Consider the following 19,480-nt stretch of genomic DNA (forward strand, 5'->3'; position numbering starts at 1 on the left):
AAAAAAAAGTGATTTAGAAATACATTTACAGAAAGATGACCCAAAGGGTTACAATGATTATTTGGCAGAATTATATGATCCTAATAAACATTTAGAAATTTTTTATGAGACAATATCCTATGACGGAGCATTAAAAGAAGATATATCTGTTTTTAATCATAAAATAGCGCATTTAAATTTTTATAATGTGTCTTTTGTGGATGCAAAACTTGATGTGGTCTATTTTTCTAATTTATACTTAGTTAAACAAATGTATGTGAATGGTGTGTCTAAAGGAAATATAGATTTTTTAAAATTTACTAATTTAGAAGCTGTTTCTATTTTAAGATGGAATGAAAAAATAAAGCTAGTAAATAATAACTCTAATTTAAAATCACTAATTGTTTGGTACTATAATCCAAAAAGTAAATCTTTAATCGATTTATTAGGAGAACTAAAGAATATAGAATATTTAGAACTTAACTTAACAAATCTTGAAAGTTTGGATGGAATTGAAAAGTTGCAAAACCTCAAAACTATTAAAATTAATTATGGCAGGAATCTGAAATCCGTAAAGGCTTTAAATTCCAACAAGAAGTTAGAATTAATTTACTTAAACAATTGTAAAAAAATGGAAGACTTTGATTCGTTAGATAAAAGAGAAGGACTAAAAATTCAAAATTTAAAATTACCAGGATAAAAATTGATTACATATTATATTCATGATATATACTTACTATTTGTCCAGCAAACGGTTAATATGCTTAGTGTAAAGCGAAATCTAAATAATGAAAAATAAACTATTCCGCAGAAGCAAGATTCTCTATATATTATTGAATGTTATTTTTTGGGGATGTTCAAAGGATAATAATTCGTTTTATGATAAAGTAGTATACTATCATAGTAATTTTTATATGTTGCCTGGGCCACCCGATAATAGTGAAAGATTTGAGGTTTACTATTCTGATTTTGTAAAAGAAAAAGATAAAACTAATTATAAAAAACTCTCTCAATTTGGATTTATAAAAAGAAAAATTGACAGTGATTTTTCTGATAAGATAGATGTTTTTTTTACAGATCAAAACCCTGGAAGATATTATCCTGATTATAAATGTTTAAATTGTTACCAAGATGTTTTACTTTTTTATAAAAATAATGAATTAGTTGGTATTGCTAAGTTTGACTTTAAATGTGATAAATATTGTTATACCAACTTTGGGTCAAATAAAGATAGATATTTAAGGAAAGATTGTCTACAGTATAATTATCTCTTTAAAAAATAAGGTTTTTCAGGATGTAATACTAACATTTTAGAAACAACAATTATATCCCTGATTATTAATCAACAAAATAAAGAAGTATCTAATTAAATCCGAGTTTGTATCGGATTAACTAATATTTAAAAAAGTCTTAAATGATATTGCATACAAAAGAAACATTCCGGAAAGTTTTTTTTCAAAGAATTCATGTGGTTGTTATTTCATTTCTTTTTTTATTCCTATCATGTAAAAATAAAGATGAAGAAATTGGAAAACCTGACCCTTATATATTAACAGAAAATCATATTTCAGAAGATTGTGGTGCTTATCAAATGCGTTTTAAGGATGGAAAATACATTTTTAATTTTGCACTATCAGGAACTTGTAAAAAAATAAAATCCGAAGACTATATAAAAGAATATTCTAGATATTTAAATTTTTATAATGATAGTTTAGTAAATAGAAGAGGATATATCTTACTTCAATATTATGGGATTAATACTAATATAAAATATTTTCAGGAATCTATAATGAACATCACAAAAAGAAATTTCAAAACTCATGTTACTTTAGTAGAATCTGATGATAAGCATTTTACAATTAAAGTTGGAGATATACCTCTATAAAACTAAATCATTCTTTAAATAATTAAATATGAAAAAAACAATATTACTTATAACTATACTTTTATTCTCAACAACCGGACATGCTAAATTCATTAAAGCTGTTTTATACATGGAAGACGGATCAATAAAAAAAGGAATTGCTGAAATGGTAGAAAGTGATGATTCGAAAGTCTATTTCAAAACAGATGAAGAAGCTAAAAAAGAAAAAATTGAAAGCATCAACATCAAAAAAATTGAATATGCAGATGCCGAAAGTAATAAATATATTGCGGAACGACTATACGCCACAACAGCTAATATACTAACAGGCAAATTTTCGAGATCCAAGAAAAAACTTTGGTTTTACATCGTTTATGATAGAAATGTAAAAATAGGTGGTATTGCATCAGAAGGTGGCAGTCGTCCAAATGCAGGTGGAACAAGTACTGTAGTTACGTTTGCGAACACATCTTATTTTTTTGGTAAAAAAAATAGTGAAGAATTAGTATTTGGTTATGCTACGACAGCATCAAATGGTTTCGCGATAGGAACAGATTCACTCATCAGAAAAATGTCAAGAGAAGCTTTTGCAGATTGTCCAAAACTTATTGATGCAATTTCGAAAGAAGATTTTAAATCCGGATCTGTCATGGATCAATTAAAAACTATTTTTGAGAAAACAAAATGCAAATAAACATTTTATTAATTGGTACTATCTACTTACATCACTGTAAAAACGGAGTAAATTTAAATTCAGTCAATTTATTATAAATAAAACGTGTGTTACGGAAATCCGTAATAATATTTTTGGAAAGTTTAATATATTTGAAATATGAATGATAGATATCAAGATATAATCGACCAGGAACAAGCCAAATTAAATTTAAAATTAGCTGAAATTAATCGTAGCTATAAACGTACTATGTTTACTATCTACGCAACTTTTTTAATTGTTTTAATTTGTTTGATTAGTTTTTTTACCCCAGTTTTATATTAATATCGTAGAAAATATTAACACTCCATTTTTTTGATTTAAAGTTTTGCCATCAGAAGTTATTATTTATAGTGCTAATCAAAGTAATAGTCTCACTTAAATTATTTACCGATATGTAATCTAAAATAAAATCGTCTGCTTCTTTTTTGTTTTCAGGAGAAGTGGAAAAAGAGTTAAGATAAAAATTCTCATTTTCATCCTCAATGTGAATAATTTCGGTAAATCCTTTAGTAATTAAACTACCTTTTAATTTTAATACTTTAAACTCACTATTTCTGTCTATTTCCTTTTTCACTCGGAGTTTTATAGTTTTAGTCATTTTATTAGTTTTTTTTTGTAAAGTTATAAAGTAAAAAATTAATATTTAAATAGCTATATTTCATTTTTATAACTACTAAGTGCGGAAATCAGAATTGATAAGATTATTTTAAATTTCATTAAATTATATTTTTATGGTTTCATCATTTTTTGTAATACTGCCCAAATTTTTAGTGTTTTGAAATGGCGCGTGACAACCTTTCAATTTTCGGCTTTAGCAAAAAGATGAAAGAAACTATTTTAATAGCTTTTTCATTTTTCCAAATTATCCTTCAGAATGAAAAAAATTAAAAAACTCAATTGTGAAAAGATAATATACATTTTCACTTTAATCTCTTTTATATTATTTCTAGTTTTCTTTATTAATAATTATAAGAAGACTGTCATACTAGAAAAAGAGCGTATTAGAATAAATAGAGAAATCTATCTAAAACAAGTGATTTCAAAAAAGAAAGAGCAAGATTTTATTGAAGAAGAGCAAGAAAAAAAAATTATAGAAAAAAAACAAAAATGTACGGAAGTAAGATAATTAAAAACTGATTATGAACCTTAGTGAAGCCATGAACATCGTTAAAATTTTTAAAAACGAAAGTGTCAAAGAAACCCTTAATGGTTTACAAAAATTAGAAAAGACAATTTCTATTTCTAATTTCGAAACCATTTATTTGGCAGCCAAAATAATCAAAGAAGCTTCATCACAAATTGATGAAATAGTTCATGCATCGGGTATCATGATAGCAAAAGAAGTTTGGCTAAATGAAGATGAGAAAGTAGAATATTTGTCACTTGGTGCTGGAAATCATAAAGAACGTTTTGATATGGAAACCAATTTGAGAATCGCTGAATTCAAATTTGGTAAATGGAATGAAAAAAGTGCAAATGGTATAAGACGTCGAGGTTATTTTGGTAATTATGTTAGTCTTTTAGCGGCAAATGACCCTCGCATTAAATATTTTGTTGTTGAAGACAAAGTAGCATTCATAAAGTTTATGAGTGGAAAAGCAACGTGGAGAAACGTATTGAATAAAAATCCATCAGGTTTTAAAAAGCTGGAAAAATTTATAATTGAGAATAAAAAAGAATATTTAGTTACAGTTGGTGAAATTTATAAAGAATTTGAAGGACGGGTAACCATAATCGAGTTTAATCAAATAATTGAAAACGCAAATTAATGTCAAATTTTAAAAACTTAAAAGAATACTTCAGCGATTTCATAAAATTTATAATATATTAATTATCAAAGAGTTTACGATTAGAGTTTACAAAAAAACAAGTAAAAAGTATCAAAATGAATAACGAAATATGCTTAAAATCAATAAGCGAATTATTAGAGGAAAGCTTTTATATATCAGCATATCAGAGAGGATATAGATGGACTGAACAACAAATTTTTGATCTATTAAATGATATCTATTCATTTGCTAAAAAGAAAAACAAATCTCAAAAAGAGTTTTATTGCTTACAACCTATTATAGTAAAAAAACATTCCTGGGTTAGAACCAGCAATGATAAGGAAGAAACAATAGTTGGATGGGATGTTGTAGATGGTCAACAAAGACTAACAACAATTAGAATACTTTTCAAATATCTTTTAAATGAGTTTTTAACTGGCCGTAGTTTGAAGCAACGGTATAACAAAGACTTATTTACAATAGAATATCAAACTAGACCAGAATTCTATGAATTTCTGGATAATCCTGAAAAGGAGGATCATTCTAATATAGATTTTTATCATATTAGTGAGGCATACAACTTTATAGCAAAATGGTTTAATCAAAAAGTTGAAAGTGATGGTTTGATGTTTGATGATTTATGTGATTCAATTACAAAATTATTGGTTTACAACAAAACTAATCAGAAAGAAGAAGGTGTGGTTCAAGTAATTTGGTATCAATTGGTAGATGAAAAGGTAAATCAAATAGCAACTTTTATCAGAATTAATTTAGGAAAAATATCACTTACTAATTCAGAACTTATTAAGGCATTATTTCTGCAAGAAAGAAATTTTGGAGTTGGAGATGGCGCAAAGTTAAAACAATTACAAATAGCTCATGAATGGGATCAAATTGAGAATTTTCTACAAGATGAAGATTTTTGGTGGTTTCTCAATAAATCGAATAATGAAGCCTCTTCTCATATTGAATTCATCTTTGACATGATGTGTAAAATTGCCGTAAAAAATGATGAGAATATTACAAAATTACTAGGTAATGATAAGTTTGTTACTTTTAGATATTTCAATTTACTTTTTGGTGAGGAAATAGATTATGAGACTATAAAGTACAATTGGGATACCATAAAAAAATATTTTGAAACTTTTGTTGAATGGTATGAAAATCCAATTTGGTATCATTATATAGGTTTTTTGGTTTATTGTGGAGAAAGTGTTTTAGATATATTCAATCTCCTTACAGTTCCTGAAATTGAAACTAAAGAAGATGTAACTAATGCTTTAGTTCAGCGAATAAAAAATAAACATCTCAAAGGAATTAGCTGGATAGAGAAAATTGATGATAATAATGAAAAAGTATTTGCACTTAATCTAGGCTACTTTAGTGATAAGCACTTACTACGTAAAGCACTTTTATTATTTAATTTAGAATACATTGTTAAAAAAACTAACCAACAAAATCTAATTTATAAATTCCCTTTCAAGGCATTTAAAGCAAATAAAAATAATAACGATATAAATACTGCTTGGGATATTGAACATATTGATTCTGCAACAGAAAATAGTTTAACTAAAAATGATGATCAAAATATCTGGCTTAAGAATGCACTGATAGATGTTCTAGAGATTAATATGGATAAAGTCCTATTTGCAGAGATAAATAATTTCATAACTAGTCAAAAAGGAGATTTTGATCAGCTGTTTAAAAAAGTACAAGCACTTTCAAATGAGGAACAATTGACTGATGAACTTAAAAACAGTTTAGGAAATCTAACACTTTTAGATGCTGGAACAAATAGGGGTTATGGCAATGCTTTATTTGTTACCAAAAGAAGGATAATTATAGAAAAGGATAAAAAAGGTGTGTTTATTCCAATCTGTACCAAAAATGTTTTTCTAAAATATTTTGACGGAAATACTACAGGTAAATGGACAGCAGAAGATATTATAGCTTATAGAACAGAAATAGAAAATACTTTACAAAAGTTTCTTCCAACAAAAAATTTGACAAAATGAACAAGTATAATTTAATAAACTTACTTTCAGATGCAATTGAGATAAGCGAGGGAGAAACAATAAAAAAAGTAAAACTTGACGGAATAAAAATCCCTATAATTCAACGTGATTATGCTCAAGGACGAAAAAATGAAAATATCATTAGAAATCGTTTTTTAGAAGCTCTCTTCGATGCTTTAGAAAACAACAAAGAACTTGAGTTAGACTTCGTTTACGGCTCTATAATAATAAATAACAATGATGAAAATGTATTTCTTCCTTTAGACGGTCAACAAAGACTAACAACACTTTACCTCTTATATTGGTTTGTTGGAAATAAGGAATTGAAAGATCAAGAATTAACAAATCTTAGAAAAAAATTATTAGGATTTACTTATGCAACAAGAACAACTGCAACCGCTTTTTGTGAAAAACTAGCTGAAATTACTTTTAACGAAGATCCATCAAAAGAAATAAAAAAATCTTATTGGTTCCATAAAAGGTTTGAAAAAGATCCAACCGTTATTGCCATGCTTAATATGCTAGATGCTATTAAAATGAAGTATGAAAAAATTAACAACCCCCTTTTTAATAATCTTAATAAACTTTGCTTCTATATACTTCCTCTAGATGGCTTTGAACTAACAGATGAGTTATATATAAAAATGAATGCTCGTGGAAAACAATTAACCGATTTTGAAAATCTCAAAGCAGATTTAAATAATTGGATGATTAGTGATTCAAATAAAATGAAAGAGAACTTTCAAAAAGAAATTACTTATAATAATCTTTCAATTCCTTATTACCTTGTTTTACTCTCTAAAATTGATAATACCTGGACGAATATATTCTGGAATCAACTTTTAAAAGTAAAAGAAACAATTAAGGAAAAAGAGAACAGAAATAAGCTGAAGATGGTTATTGATCCATTCTTTATGAATTTCATATCTCGTTATATTATTAATACACATATTTTAGGAAGCACAAAAACAAATTTAGAAATTGAACTTTCGATAATATTTAGATTCTTTTATAATGAGGCGGGTAATCCAAAATATAATTCCTTTGAGTTATATGAGGAGGTCTTTAAGCAAGATAACGTTATTGAAAATTTAGAAAAAATATTAGATACATTAGCTCAGAATTATGAAGAAATAGCAGAAATCATTAAGCCTATTTGGAATAAAGGACCAAATTGGTCACTTACAGACGAAAGAATTAATCAACAACAAAGAATATTGTTTTGCGGAATATGTTTATACCTTGAAAAAAACACCTTTGAACCAACGTACTTTGCTAATTGGATAAGGGTTGTATGGAATTTAGCTATTGATCCTGATATCAGAAGTATTAGCCCGATGATCAATACAATGAAATTAATTAAAGACTTGTCAATCGGAAGTGAAAATATTTATGCCTACTTTGCTACTCAAGAATTTCAAGATATTATAAATAATAGAAAAGATTTTTTCAAAACGCAACTTGAAGAAGAAAAGATTAAAGCTTCATTAATAATAAACCCTAACTGGGAAGAATATATTCTTAAAGGTGAATCGCATCCCTTATTCCTTGGAAACATTGGTTTTTTAATTAATGATAATCCTGATATAGATTTATTTAAAAAAAGAATTGAAAATGCATTTCTGTTATTTGACTATTCTGGGTCAAACAAAAGTTTTAGTAAGCAACACGATTTGTTTAGATACTTGATAAGTAAATTTTCGACTTGGAATCAAATTGAAAATTTTATCTATAGTGATTCTGAAAATAATTGGAGATTAATTTTACGTCGTGATACTGATTATAAAAACAAACACTACATTAAAGAAATCTGTTCTTTTAAATCAATTGATAAAATAAAAGAGCATATTACAGCAGCTTTATTAATTGAATCTTCGGCTACTGGTTGGAATGCTAATTCCCTTTTTAAGGTAAGAAAAGCACATACCAATCTTTACTTTTATGCTGATTTTTGTTGTTGGATGCAAAAAACTGGTGCAAATAAAATAAAATGGCTTCAAGAGCATATATATATAGTACGCCCAGGTGCTTGGTATGACAAAGTAATGATAGATTGTTCTAGAAATGAATTGGTAACTCTTGCCTTGGTTGAATTTAAATTAAACTCTGAGGGTAAACAGTGCGGCAATAGTATGTTTTTCAAAGAAGAAAATATAAAATTTACAAAACATATTGGTGAGCGTCTATTTGTAATAATTTTTGGAGCAACTGGATATTTTACAATTAAAGAAAAAGTTGAAGAAGCTTGGATAGAAATAATTTCTGAAGACTATACCCAAATCAATACTATTGATGAATTGAGAATTTTCATGAATAATTATAAAAATAAATTAGAAACTAATGTTGATAAAGAACTACTTAGATTATTTGAATAAATGATAGATATAGATTACTTTAACCTAAAGCTTTTGTTGTTGAATGTGGTTTATTAAAAATAAGTTGTATTTTTGCTTAATAAAAAAGGATTATAATGTTCTTTAAAACTCAAGAAGTTTCTTGCAGAAGCTTTTTTTAAGATATTGTGAAAAAATGATAATTGTGGCAGATTCATGGCACAGCTATTTTCTAAAAATAAAAAGACGGTATTATTGCGGGTTTCGTCCAATAGGTTCGAACCCCTCATCGCCCACTAAAAAAACTCCTTAAGAAATTAAGGAGTTTTTTTTTTGCGCCAATTTTTCTTCAAAAATTGTATTTACACAATTTCCTCTACAGCCTTGATAAGCAAATCAACTTCTTCAAAAGTATTGTAATAATGCGGAGATACCCTAATAGCCCACTCCACCCCTTTTTCATCAAAATCGATAACTGCAAAATTTCGAAAACTCGGAACAACATTAATCTTTCTTTTAAGTAATTCATCAACGATAAATTTTGGTTGAGAATCTTTAACGGTAAAAGTAACCAATCCACCTAATTCAGGTCCTTTATCCAAAACCCTAACCTTAGGATTTTTTGACAATTCATTTCTCATATATTTCGACAACACTTGTATCTGCTGCCAAATTCTATCCTCACCTATATTCAAACAATATTCAATAGCCACTTTACTTCCAAGAACAAGCGCATAAGCAAACTCCCAATCCTCAAAACGTCTCGCATCGGGTTGTTGCTTATATTCATCCTTTTCAACCCAATCAGCACCTCTCATATCAATAAACAATGGCTCAAGTCCAAATTTTAAAGCTCTGTCCGAAATATAGAGAAAACCAGTACCACGAGGCCCTCTTAAAAATTTTCTGATTGTTATACTCAAAAAATCACATCCTAATTCTTTAACATCCAACTTCATCTGACCTGCAGACTGGCAAGCATCGAGAATATACCAGGTTTTATCACTATATTCTTTTGTATAACGATTGTATATATCACCTACGCTTTTAACAGACTGAACCAATCCCGAATTCGTAGGAATATGCGTTATAGCCAGTAATTTTGGTTTAAGAGTAAATAACTTTTCTTCTAAATCATGCAGATCTACTCCGCCGATTTCAGCATTTTTAATCCGTACTATTTTTACTCCAAATCGTTTTTGACATGAAATAAACTGAATTTGGTTCGAAATAAAATCATCATTATCCGTCAATATAATATCACCAGAACAAAACGGAATGGAAGACAATGCTCGCGTATAAGAATCTGTAGCACTTGCAGTAAAAGCAATATTCGACGGATTACAATTAATCAATTTTCCAGCCTGAATGTAAAACTGCAGTATTTCATCTTTTTTTAATGCAGCCGCCTCGTAACCCCCAATTTCAGATTCTAATTTTATATGTTTCAAAATAGACTGAGTCACCACATCCGGCATAAGACTTGCCCCCGCATTATTGAGATGGATCACAGTATCACATCCCACAGTTTCACTTCTAAACTTTTCAATCTCACCGATTGAAAAAACACTTTGCATTTCTTCCATTTGTATCATTTATTAGCATTCAAAATCATTTTTAAACTCTGTGACACATTCTACTTTGACTAGAAGACCACAAGACAAAACTACTCAAATACAGCTGCTTTATTTCTGCAAATCAATACGATAAATGATTGATTTAAGTTAATTTTACAAGAAAATCAGGCAAAAAATGCAATCACTAGACGAATACGATAAAAAACTTTTACAACTGGTGCAAGAAAATAATAAAATGACCTCACAAGAACTTGGAGACTTAGTAAATCTAAGCAGTTCGGCGGTACAAAGAAGACTAACCAGATTGAGAGAAAACAAAATAATAGAAGCAGATGTCTCAATTATATCACCAAGTGTTATAGGCTTAACAATTACCTGTGTCGTAGATATTATTCTAGAGGACGGAAATTCAAAAGCCTTAGAAAAATTCAAGGCCTCAATGCGAAAATGCAACGAAGTGATGCAATGTTATTTTGTAACCGGCACTTACGATTTTGTCATTATTGTAAATGCAGAAAACATGCAGCATTATGAATCGTTTGCTAAAAAATGGCTTATGGATAACCCAAATGTTAAGCATTTCTACACTCATGTAATAATGGACAAAGTAAAAGTAGGCTACAATGTGACTATTTAAACCGATATAGTTTTATAAAAAAAAACTCATCAACACAAAAGCAACCAAAAGGTTCAAAAAAATACAATCATGTAAAATAGAAGATTTGAGACACTTTTTTACTCCACACAACACAAAGATCATTATAGCACACAAAACTAAAATCTGAGCAATAAATCAATCAAAAACAACAACTCCATTATAACAACTTAAAAAACTAAAATTGACTATATTTTAACAAAAACGGAGTTCATAAAAATAAGTATGGCGTTTCCCTTCGGGTCGGGCTGTACGCTAAATCTTTTGCGATAGAAGTTTTAACTGATTTAAGAAAATGTTTGCTAAACTTTTCTTTTGCTCTCCAAGTCACAAAGACGCGAAGTTCATTTCAATCAGATGCTGTTAAACTTTTTAAAGTAACTCCGCTAGGAGTCTAATATTGGTAACCACAGGTAACACTCACAACCTGCCCATCATAAAGGTGTCCCGTAGGGACTACACTATCAAGTAGCATAAAAAAAACCTCAAGGAATCTCTCAAAATACATAAAACAAAAAACCCTATCCGATTTGGATAGGGTTTTTAAAAGAAAGGCGACGACATACTCTCCCACATAACTGCAGTACCATCTGCGCAGGCGGGCTTAACTACTCTGTTCGGGATGGGAAGAGGTGAGCCCCGCCGCAATAACCACCTTAAGAAGTTATAATTGCTTTGGGCAATTTTTTTTAATTAATAATTGATAATTCACAATTCATAATTAAAATAATATCTTAACATACTGAGATAAAGAAAAGTACTTTTATTTACTATTTTAGAAAGTTTCTTCTCTCCCGATTTGCATCGGGAGAGAAAAGGGTGTACATAAGCTTACGGATTATTAGTACTACTCGACTATGACATTACTGCCTTTACATCTATAGCCTATCAACGTGGTCATCTTCCACGATCCTTAAAAGAAATCTCATCTTGTGGTGGGTTTCGCGCTTATATGCTTTCAGCGCTTATCCCTTCCAAACGTAGCTACTCTGCGGTGCCCCTGGCGGGACAACAGATACACTAGAGGTTTGTCCAATTCGGTCCTCTCGTACTAGAATCAGATCCACTCAAATTTCTAACGCCCACAGTAGATAGAGACCGAACTGTCTCACGACGTTCTGAACCCAGCTCGCGTGCCACTTTAATGGGCGAACAGCCCAACCCTTGGGACCTTCTCCAGCCCCAGGATGTGACGAGCCGACATCGAGGTGCCAAACCCCCCCGTCGATATGAGCTCTTGGGGGAGATCAGCCTGTTATCCCCGGCGTACCTTTTATCCTTTGAGCGATGGCCCTTCCATGCGGAACCACCGGATCACTATGCTCTACTTTCGTACCTGATCGACCTGTATGTCTCTCAGTCAAGCTCCCTTATGCCATTGCACTCTACGCACGGTTACCAAGCGTACTGAGGGAACCTTTAGAAGCCTCCGTTACTCTTTTGGAGGCGACCACCCCAGTCAAACTACCCACCAAGCAATGTCCCCCACAACGCGGGGTTAGGCTTCAGATAAACAAAGGGTTGTATTTCAACAATGACTCCACAACGCCTGGCGACGCCACTTCACAGTCTCCAACCTATCCTACACATCATTTATCCAAAGTCAATACTAAGCTATAGTAAAGGTGCACAGGGTCTTTTCGTCCCACTGCGGGTAAACGGCATCTTCACCGTTACTACAATTTCACCGAGCTCATGGCTGAGACAGTGTCCAGATCGTTACACCATTCGTGCAGGTCGGAACTTACCCGACAAGGAATTTCGCTACCTTAGGACCGTTATAGTTACGGCCGCCGTTTACTGGGGCTTCAATTCAATGCTTCTCCGAAGATAACATCTCCTCTTAACCTTCCAGCACCGGGCAGGTGTCAGGCCCTATACTTCATCTTACGATTTTGCAGAGCCCTGTGTTTTTGATAAACAGTCGCCTGGACCTCTTCACTGCGGCCCTGTATTACTACAGGGCGACCCTTCTCCCGAAGTTACGGGTCTATTTTGCCTAATTCCTTAGCCATGAATCTCTCGAGCACCTTAGGATTCTCTCCTCAACTACCTGTGTCGGTTTACGGTACTGGTACTAATTACCTGAAGTTTAGAGGTTTTTCTTGGAAGCCCTTAGGCGCACTATCTCTTTGTCCGAAGACGCCGAGTACTATCGTATTTCCCCAAGCCGTGTGGATTTGCCTGCACAGCTTATAGGTAGGTACTTCAACGAACTATTCCGTCAGTTCGCGGCGCTTTCATCACTCCGTCACCCCATCACAGTAATTAGTAGTACGGGAATATTAACCCGTTAGCCATCGACTGTCCCTTTCGGGTTCGCCTTAGGACCAGACTAACCCACAGCTGATTAGCATAGCTGTGGAAACCTTAGTTTTTCGGTGTGCGGGTTTCTCGCCCGCATTATCGTTACTTATGCCTACATTTTCTTTTCTAACCAGTCCAGCATACCTGACGATACACCTTCAACCCTGTTAGAATGCTCCCCTACCACTTAGAGTAAACTCTAAATCCATAGCTTCGGTAATACACTTATGCCCGATTATTATCCATGCTCGTCCGCTCGACTAGTGAGCTGTTACGCACTCTTTAAATGAATGGCTGCTTCCAAGCCAACATCCTAGCTGTCTGGGCAGACAAACCTCGTTCTTTCAACTTAGCGTATATTTGGGGACCTTAGCTGATGGTCTGGGTTCTTTCCCTCTCGGACTTGGACCTTAGCACCCAAGCCCTCACTGCTGAGAAACATTATATAGCATTCGGAGTTTGTCAGGAATTGGTAGGCGGTGAAGCCCCCGCATCCAATCAGTAGCTCTACCTCTATATAACTTTACGCTCAGCGCTGCACCTAAATGCATTTCGGGGAGTACGAGCTATTTCCGAGTTTGATTGGCCTTTCACCCCTACCCACAGGTCATCCGAAGACTTTTCAACGTCAACCGGTTCGGTCCTCCACTGTGTGTTACCACAGCTTCAACCTGCCCATGGGTAGATCACACGGTTTCGCGTCTAACACTACTGACTAAAGCGCCCTATTCAGACTCGCTTTCGCTACGGATCCGTGGCTTAACCACTTAACCTTGCCAGCAACGTTAACTCGTAGGCTCATTATGCAAAAGGCACGCCGTCACCCCACGAAAGGGCTCCGACCGCTTGTAAGCGTATGGTTTCAGGATCTATTTCACTCCGTTATTCACGGTTCTTTTCACCTTTCCCTCACGGTACTGGTTCACTATCGGTCTCTCAGGAGTATTTAGCCTTAGCGGATGGTCCCGCCAAATTCAGACAGGGTTTCACGTGCCCCGCCCTACTCAGGATACCACTATCTATTATACTCGTTACCCATACGGGGCTATCACCCTCTTTGGCTCGACTTTCCAGTCAATTCCGGTTCCTTGTACATAAAATATCGTGGTCCTACAACCCCAACATTGCCGTAACAACATTGGTTTGGGCTAATCCGCGTTCGCTCGCCACTACTTACGGAATCACTTTTGTTTTCTTCTCCTCCGCCTACTTAGATGTTTCAGTTCAGCGGGTTTGCCCACCTATCGGTGTACTATGTCTTCAACATAGTGGGTTGCCCCATTCAGGTATCTACGGATCAATCGGTGTGTGCCCGTCCCCGTAGCTTTTCGCAGCTTATCACGCCTTTCATCGCCTCTGAGAGCCTAGGCATCCCCCATACGCCCTTATTTTGCTTATTGTACCAATCTTGTTACTTAAAACAAGACCGTTTTTTTTTGTCTTTTACAATAAATTGTAAAAAACGCTTTCTACTTTTTATTATTTTCTTATCTCAATATGTCAATGAACTTTAACAATTAATAATTATCAATTGATAATTGTCAATTATTTCGTGGAGAATAACGGAGTCGAACCGTTGACCTCCTGCGTGCAAGGCAGGCGCTCTAGCCAGCTGAGCTAATCCCCCATTTCTTAAATCTTAGATTGTAGAATTCAGATTTTAGATTTCTTTTTTCTTCTCTAATTTCTTTTGGTGAATTCCAACTTCCAGAATTTCCTTTTTTAAGCTAACAGTCTTTTTTATTTCCTTAATCTTTAAATAGTTTAATACTTAAAGCTTTCAATCTTTAAAAAGTAGTCCCGGGCAGACTCGAACTGCCGACCCCTACATTATCAGTGTAGTACTCTAACCAGCTGAGCTACGAGACTCTGTTTTACTTAATTTTCATTATTTTTTAAATTAACAGCAAGAGTAAGTGAATGTTGTGATTCAGAACCTTCTAAATTAACATCTTTTTTCCTCAACGTGTGTTTCCACTAACATTTGAGGCTCTAGAAAGGAGGTGTTCCAGCCGCACCTTCCGGTACGGCTACCTTGTTACGACTTAGCCCTAGTTACCAGTTTTACCCTAGGCAGCTCCTTGCGGTCACCGACTTCAGGCACCCCCAGCTTCCATGGCTTGACGGGCGGTGTGTACAAGGCCCGGGAACGTATTCACCGGATCATGGCTGATATCCGATTACTAGCGATTCCAGCTTCACGGAGTCGAGTTGCAGACTCCGATCCGAACTGTGACCGGTTTTATAGATTCGCTCCTGGTCGCCCAGTGGCTGCTCTCTGTACCGGCCATTGTAGCACGTGTGTAGCCCAAGGCGTAAGGGCCGTGATGATTTGACGTCATCCCCACCTTCCTCACAGTTTGCACTGGCAGTCTTGTTAGAGTTCCCGACATGACTCGCTGGCAACTAACAACAGGGGTTGCGCTCGTTATAGGACTTAACCTGACACCTCACGGCACGAGCTGACGACAACCATGCAGCACCTTGTAAATTGTCTTGCGAAAGATCTGTTTCCAAACCGGTCAATCTACATTTAAGCCTTGGTAAGGTTCCTCGCGTATCATCGAATTAAACCACATGCTCCACCGCTTGTGCGGGCCCCCGTCAATTCCTTTGAGTTTCATTCTTGCGAACGTACTCCCCAGGTGGGATACTTATCACTTTCGCTTAGCCACTGAAATTGCTTCCAACAGCTAGTATCCATCGTTTACGGCGTGGACTACCAGGGTATCTAATCCTGTTCGCTACCCACGCTTTCGTCCATCAGCGTCAATCCATTAGTAGTAACCTGCCTTCGCAATTGGTATTCCATGTAATCTCTAAGCATTTCACCGCTACACTACATATTCTAGTTACTTCCTAATAATTCAAGTTTAACAGTATCAATGGCCGTTCCACCGTTGAGCGATGGGCTTTCACCACTGACTTATTAAACCGCCTACGGACCCTTTAAACCCAATGATTCCGGATAACGCTTGGATCCTCCGTATTACCGCGGCTGCTGGCACGGAGTTAGCCGATCCTTATTCTTACGATACCGTCAAGCTGCTTCACGAAGCAGTGTTTCTTCTCGTATAAAAGCAGTTTACAATCCATAGGACCGTCATCCTGCACGCGGCATGGCTGGATCAGGCTTGCGCCCATTGTCCAATATTCCTCACTGCTGCCTCCCGTAGGAGTCTGGTCCGTGTCTCAGTACCAGTGTGGGGGATCTCCCTCTCAGGACCCCTACCCATCGTAGCCTTGGTAAGCCGTTACCTTACCAACTAGCTAATGGGACGCATGCTCATCTTTTACCGTTGTGACTTTAATAGTGATCTCATGCGAGACTGCTATGCTATGAGGTATTAATCCAAATTTCTCTGGGCTATCCCTCTGTAAAAGGTAGATTGCATACGCGTTACGCACCCGTGCGCCGGTCTCAAGTTCCGAAGAACTCTACCCCTCGACTTGCATGTGTTAAGCCTGCCGCTAGCGTTCATCCTGAGCCAGGATCAAACTCTTCATCGTATATTTTTTATATTATATTGCGATGCTTTATCTATCGGTTCTTTTCAAATCTCTCGATTCATTTACTCTTATTCTTTTGTTTTAACATCTCTGTTAAAACGGCTGTCAATTCAATATGTCTACGAACGTGTATTTCTTTTTATTGTCTCGCCTGTATCTCAAAGCGGGTGCAAAAGTAAAAAACTTATTTCTAAATGGCAAGAGTTTTTTGAAGTTTTTTTTAAGAAAATTTAATTTCCTTTTTCCTTCTTTCTCCTTCCAATCTCTCAATGAGCTTCCCGTGTTTTGCGGGGTGCAAATGTAATATCCATTTTCAAATCTCACAAGCTTTTTCGAATCTTTTTTTGAAAATCTCTTTTCGCTTTTATTCCTTTGCTTGTCAGTATTTCAGTGAACGTCTATCGCTGTTGCGGGTGCAAAAGTAGACACTTTATTGAGTTCTACAAGCTTTTTACCAAACTATTTTTGATCTTTTTTTAAACTTTATCTTAACACTCTGATAACACCTCTTTTACAAATTAAACTATTTTCAGCTTTGAAAGGTTTTTCCTTAGTGGATTAGATTCAGCACAATTCCATCTTTCCAAACACCCCGATTTTACTAGTCTCGCAACTTTCCTTAACACTCATATCAAATCATTTCATTTTACCCTCCCAACTATTATACTTCTCTTTCATCCTCTATTCCTCCTTTTCCACCTCTTATTCTTCAGATCAAAACATATTGTTGTAGAGAAATATTAAAACCCACATATGTTACACCTTCCAATTACACACAAATACACAATCCCTTTAAGACATCTTTAAGTTACCAACCTAACAGCTAGATTACTTTAAATATATCTCTTATAAAAAATCAAAAAACACTTCATCTCTATCCAAAAAAAACTAAATCTATTCCTAAAGAATATCTAACATCAAACTTAAAAGAATCCTTAAAGAAAAGCAATAACACAGGATTTTCCTATTTACAATCATCAGGCATATCTTCATATCACCCGCAGAAGACAACTTCTTTTTCCATAAAAAATTCAAAAACCTTCTCCAATATAAAAAACCAGCCTTTCTAACAATAACTCCTATATTATTTTAATCAGTAAAAACAAAAAAGAAACCACAGCAATAATGGCTGCAAAAACCAAGACCAAAAGACGCTTTCAAAACACAACTCAAATTATAAATCACTTTTATACTCAAAAACCAACTAGCGAAGCTTTGCAAGACATCAGAACCAAACATCATTAACAAACCATATACCAACAAAATGAGTCTAATGAGAAATCCAAGAAGCCAAATGCAATTTTTAAAGTAAAAAACATTCCCTAACAGTAACCATTAGCCAATACTTGATTTATAGAAATAAATCTACATAGCCCCCAAACCAAATAAAATATACCTTATTATTATTTGAATTACATACAAATATTTACACACACAAAAACAACCAATAAAATCATTTGTTTTCCAAAATTTACCTAATAGTACAAAAAAAAGCAAATCAATCTAATATCAAGCTTCCAACACAATCTCTCGTACAATTACAAATCACTAGCAAATAAGTTTAAATAATTTTGATAACAGAATTACAAATACACCAACCTAACCATTCAATGTTTAAATAAAAGCATTCCCATAAAGATCAAGAAGTAACCAAAATATAGAATTCTCCTTATTCAAACAACCTATATCTACACTTGCTTTTGTCACTCCACCGCTTCTGGCGTTAATTTTAAATATCCTTCTATCCCTATATTTAAATCATCCAACCCTTTTCCCAAATTTCAATTCTCGAACCTGGTCACTACATAGCTTACAGTTTCAGCCATTGAAACACAATACGTCGCAACAACACCTACCCCACAATTAAAACCATAGACTATATTACACTCAAAATAAAATTTTTGGAATTTTCAACAACAACTTCTTTCTAGAAATAAGAGATTACGTAGAACTTCGCATTTATGGATCAGACTCAAAAGTTGAAGGTTAAGCAAAAAAATGATATACAACCTGCCTTCATAAAGCAAAAGTATTTGAAGTCTATTGCTATGAAATAGCCTTAACAATAACAGAGTGCGAAGTGCCATGACTAATAGTTAGATCTCTAAGCTCTGTAAGAGCGAAAGCCTGACCTAAAAAAGGTCCTCTAATTTTATGTGGCATTTTTTTTAAATAAGCGGTTTTAATTAAAACTCTACACGTTCTTTATAACTACTTATTCCCTTTCAGAGCAATATGACTCATTATCCTAATTCATGGTGAATTACACCATTTTAATGCTTTTGGACTTTCAGTCCTTTTTTAGACATTTCTAATACATATAGAATAAGGGAGTTCCGATTATAAAATCAGCTGTAATAAAACGATCCCTTATTTGTGACAAAGTCTAAAAAATGAAGAGTTGAAATCGTTAATAAACTGAATAGTTTTGATCAATCCCCAACACTTGACATTGATCTACATTTACTGTAAACACAAAACCGGCTATCTCAGACATCGTCAACGGTTTCAACCGTTGGGATCGCAATACAATAATTGAATCAGCATAGAATTCTAGAAGACTAACTAAATACGGTTTTGCAGAAAAAAACACAAACCTATCTAAAACAAAAAACCCTATCCGATTTGGATAGGGTTTTTAAAAGAAAGGCGACGACATACTCTCCCACATAACTGCAGTACCATCTGCGCAGGCGGGCTTAACTACTCTGTTCGGGATGGGAAGAGGTGAGCCCCGCCGCAATAACCACCTTAAG

At 33.9% G+C, this 19,480-nt stretch carries 11 protein-coding genes, 2 tRNA genes and 4 rRNA genes; 9 read left to right on the top strand and 8 right to left on the bottom strand.

The window, feature by feature from the left end; all coding sequences use genetic code 11:
• The first annotated feature begins 61 nt into the window (after nucleotides 1-61).
• The 4 genes from AC3IS6_RS02655 (at nucleotide 62) to AC3IS6_RS02670 (ending at nucleotide 2,537) form a co-directional block, all read left to right on the top strand.
• Nucleotides 62-679, top strand: coding sequence for a hypothetical protein (locus AC3IS6_RS02655; protein WP_489163355.1), 618 nt, complete (start codon nucleotides 62-64; stop codon nucleotides 677-679).
• 88 nt (nucleotides 680-767) lie between these two features.
• Nucleotides 768-1,262, top strand: a complete 495-nt coding sequence (locus tag AC3IS6_RS02660; RefSeq protein WP_073410548.1) for a hypothetical protein — start codon at nucleotides 768-770, stop codon at nucleotides 1,260-1,262.
• A gap of 131 nt (nucleotides 1,263-1,393) precedes the next feature.
• A complete protein-coding gene (locus AC3IS6_RS02665; protein ID WP_489163357.1) occupies nucleotides 1,394-1,864 on the top strand; it encodes a hypothetical protein in 471 nt (156 codons plus the stop codon).
• A 28-nt stretch (nucleotides 1,865-1,892) separates the two neighbouring features.
• Nucleotides 1,893-2,537 (top strand): hypothetical protein, encoded by a 645-nt coding sequence (locus AC3IS6_RS02670; RefSeq protein WP_489163359.1) that lies wholly within the window; start codon nucleotides 1,893-1,895, stop codon nucleotides 2,535-2,537.
• A gap of 352 nt (nucleotides 2,538-2,889) precedes the next feature.
• Here the strand turns inward: AC3IS6_RS02670 and AC3IS6_RS02675 are convergent, their stop codons facing one another.
• Complete coding sequence (locus AC3IS6_RS02675; protein WP_073410545.1) at nucleotides 2,890-3,156, bottom strand: hypothetical protein; 267 nt, start codon at nucleotides 3,154-3,156, stop codon at nucleotides 2,890-2,892.
• 276 nt (nucleotides 3,157-3,432) lie between these two features.
• Here AC3IS6_RS02675 and AC3IS6_RS02680 point away from each other — a divergent pair, with 276 nt between their 5' ends.
• From AC3IS6_RS02680 to AC3IS6_RS02695, 4 genes are all read left to right on the top strand, one after another.
• Nucleotides 3,433-3,684 (top strand): hypothetical protein, encoded by a 252-nt coding sequence (locus AC3IS6_RS02680; RefSeq protein ID WP_073410544.1) that lies wholly within the window; start codon nucleotides 3,433-3,435, stop codon nucleotides 3,682-3,684.
• A 13-nt stretch (nucleotides 3,685-3,697) separates the two neighbouring features.
• Nucleotides 3,698-4,327 (top strand): hypothetical protein, encoded by a 630-nt coding sequence (locus AC3IS6_RS02685; protein WP_315242731.1) that lies wholly within the window; start codon nucleotides 3,698-3,700, stop codon nucleotides 4,325-4,327.
• 116 nt (nucleotides 4,328-4,443) lie between these two features.
• Complete coding sequence (locus tag AC3IS6_RS02690) at nucleotides 4,444-6,342, top strand: DUF262 domain-containing protein (protein ID WP_073410542.1); 1,899 nt, start codon at nucleotides 4,444-4,446, stop codon at nucleotides 6,340-6,342.
• A complete protein-coding gene (locus tag AC3IS6_RS02695; protein ID WP_489163361.1) occupies nucleotides 6,339-8,717 on the top strand; it encodes a DUF262 domain-containing protein in 2,379 nt (792 codons plus the stop codon). The genes AC3IS6_RS02690 and AC3IS6_RS02695 overlap by 4 nt, the downstream gene beginning before the upstream one ends.
• Nucleotides 8,718-9,037: 320 nt before the next feature.
• Here the strand turns inward: AC3IS6_RS02695 and AC3IS6_RS02700 are convergent, their stop codons facing one another.
• On the bottom strand, nucleotides 9,038-10,261 hold the full coding sequence (locus AC3IS6_RS02700; RefSeq protein ID WP_489163363.1) for an aminotransferase class V-fold PLP-dependent enzyme: 1,224 nt from the start codon (nucleotides 10,259-10,261) through the stop codon (nucleotides 9,038-9,040).
• Nucleotides 10,262-10,427: 166 nt separating this feature from the next.
• Here AC3IS6_RS02700 and AC3IS6_RS02705 point away from each other — a divergent pair, with 166 nt between their 5' ends.
• Entirely contained in the window at nucleotides 10,428-10,889 is a 462-nt protein-coding gene (locus tag AC3IS6_RS02705; protein WP_489163365.1) for an Lrp/AsnC family transcriptional regulator, read from the top strand.
• Nucleotides 10,890-11,456: 567 nt separating this feature from the next.
• Here AC3IS6_RS02705 and rrf (AC3IS6_RS02710) read toward each other — a convergent pair.
• The 6 genes from rrf (AC3IS6_RS02710) to rrf (AC3IS6_RS02735) all read right to left on the bottom strand — a co-directional run bounded on the left by rrf (AC3IS6_RS02710) (nucleotide 11,457) and on the right by rrf (AC3IS6_RS02735) (nucleotide 19,478).
• A 5S ribosomal RNA gene (rrf, locus tag AC3IS6_RS02710) occupies nucleotides 11,457-11,566 on the bottom strand.
• A 162-nt stretch (nucleotides 11,567-11,728) separates the two neighbouring features.
• Nucleotides 11,729-14,614 (bottom strand): 23S ribosomal RNA (locus AC3IS6_RS02715).
• A 153-nt stretch (nucleotides 14,615-14,767) separates the two neighbouring features.
• Nucleotides 14,768-14,841, bottom strand: a tRNA-Ala gene (locus AC3IS6_RS02720).
• Between the two features lie 168 nt (nucleotides 14,842-15,009).
• Nucleotides 15,010-15,083, bottom strand: a tRNA-Ile gene (locus tag AC3IS6_RS02725).
• 127 nt (nucleotides 15,084-15,210) lie between these two features.
• Nucleotides 15,211-16,724, bottom strand: a 16S ribosomal RNA gene (locus tag AC3IS6_RS02730).
• Together the 16S, 23S and 5S rRNA genes with 2 tRNA genes alongside form the textbook arrangement of a ribosomal RNA operon.
• A gap of 2,644 nt (nucleotides 16,725-19,368) precedes the next feature.
• Nucleotides 19,369-19,478: ribosomal RNA gene (rrf, locus tag AC3IS6_RS02735) — 5S ribosomal RNA — on the bottom strand.
• Between the last annotated feature and the right edge of the window lie 2 nt (nucleotides 19,479-19,480).

The sequence above is a fragment of the Flavobacterium sp. KH_035 genome, from assembly GCF_057839565.1.

Excerpts from the sequence above, each read along its gene's own strand:
- AC3IS6_RS02680 (WP_073410544.1), top strand. The coding sequence starts at position 3,433 with ATGAAAAAAATTAAAAAACTCAATTGTGAAAAGATAATATACATTTTC.
- AC3IS6_RS02685 (WP_315242731.1), top strand. The coding sequence starts at position 3,698 with ATGAACCTTAGTGAAGCCATGAACATCGTTAAAATTTTTAAAAACGAA.
- AC3IS6_RS02700 (WP_489163363.1), bottom strand. The coding sequence starts at position 10,261 with ATGGAAGAAATGCAAAGTGTTTTTTCAATCGGTGAGATTGAAAAGTTT.
- AC3IS6_RS02690 (WP_073410542.1), top strand. The coding sequence starts at position 4,444 with ATGAATAACGAAATATGCTTAAAATCAATAAGCGAATTATTAGAGGAA.
- AC3IS6_RS02660 (WP_073410548.1), top strand. The coding sequence starts at position 768 with ATGAAAAATAAACTATTCCGCAGAAGCAAGATTCTCTATATATTATTG.
- AC3IS6_RS02695 (WP_489163361.1), top strand. The coding sequence starts at position 6,339 with ATGAACAAGTATAATTTAATAAACTTACTTTCAGATGCAATTGAGATA.
- AC3IS6_RS02675 (WP_073410545.1), bottom strand. The coding sequence starts at position 3,156 with ATGACTAAAACTATAAAACTCCGAGTGAAAAAGGAAATAGACAGAAAT.
- AC3IS6_RS02670 (WP_489163359.1), top strand. The coding sequence starts at position 1,893 with ATGAAAAAAACAATATTACTTATAACTATACTTTTATTCTCAACAACC.
- AC3IS6_RS02705 (WP_489163365.1), top strand. The coding sequence starts at position 10,428 with ATGCAATCACTAGACGAATACGATAAAAAACTTTTACAACTGGTGCAA.
- AC3IS6_RS02665 (WP_489163357.1), top strand. The coding sequence starts at position 1,394 with ATGATATTGCATACAAAAGAAACATTCCGGAAAGTTTTTTTTCAAAGA.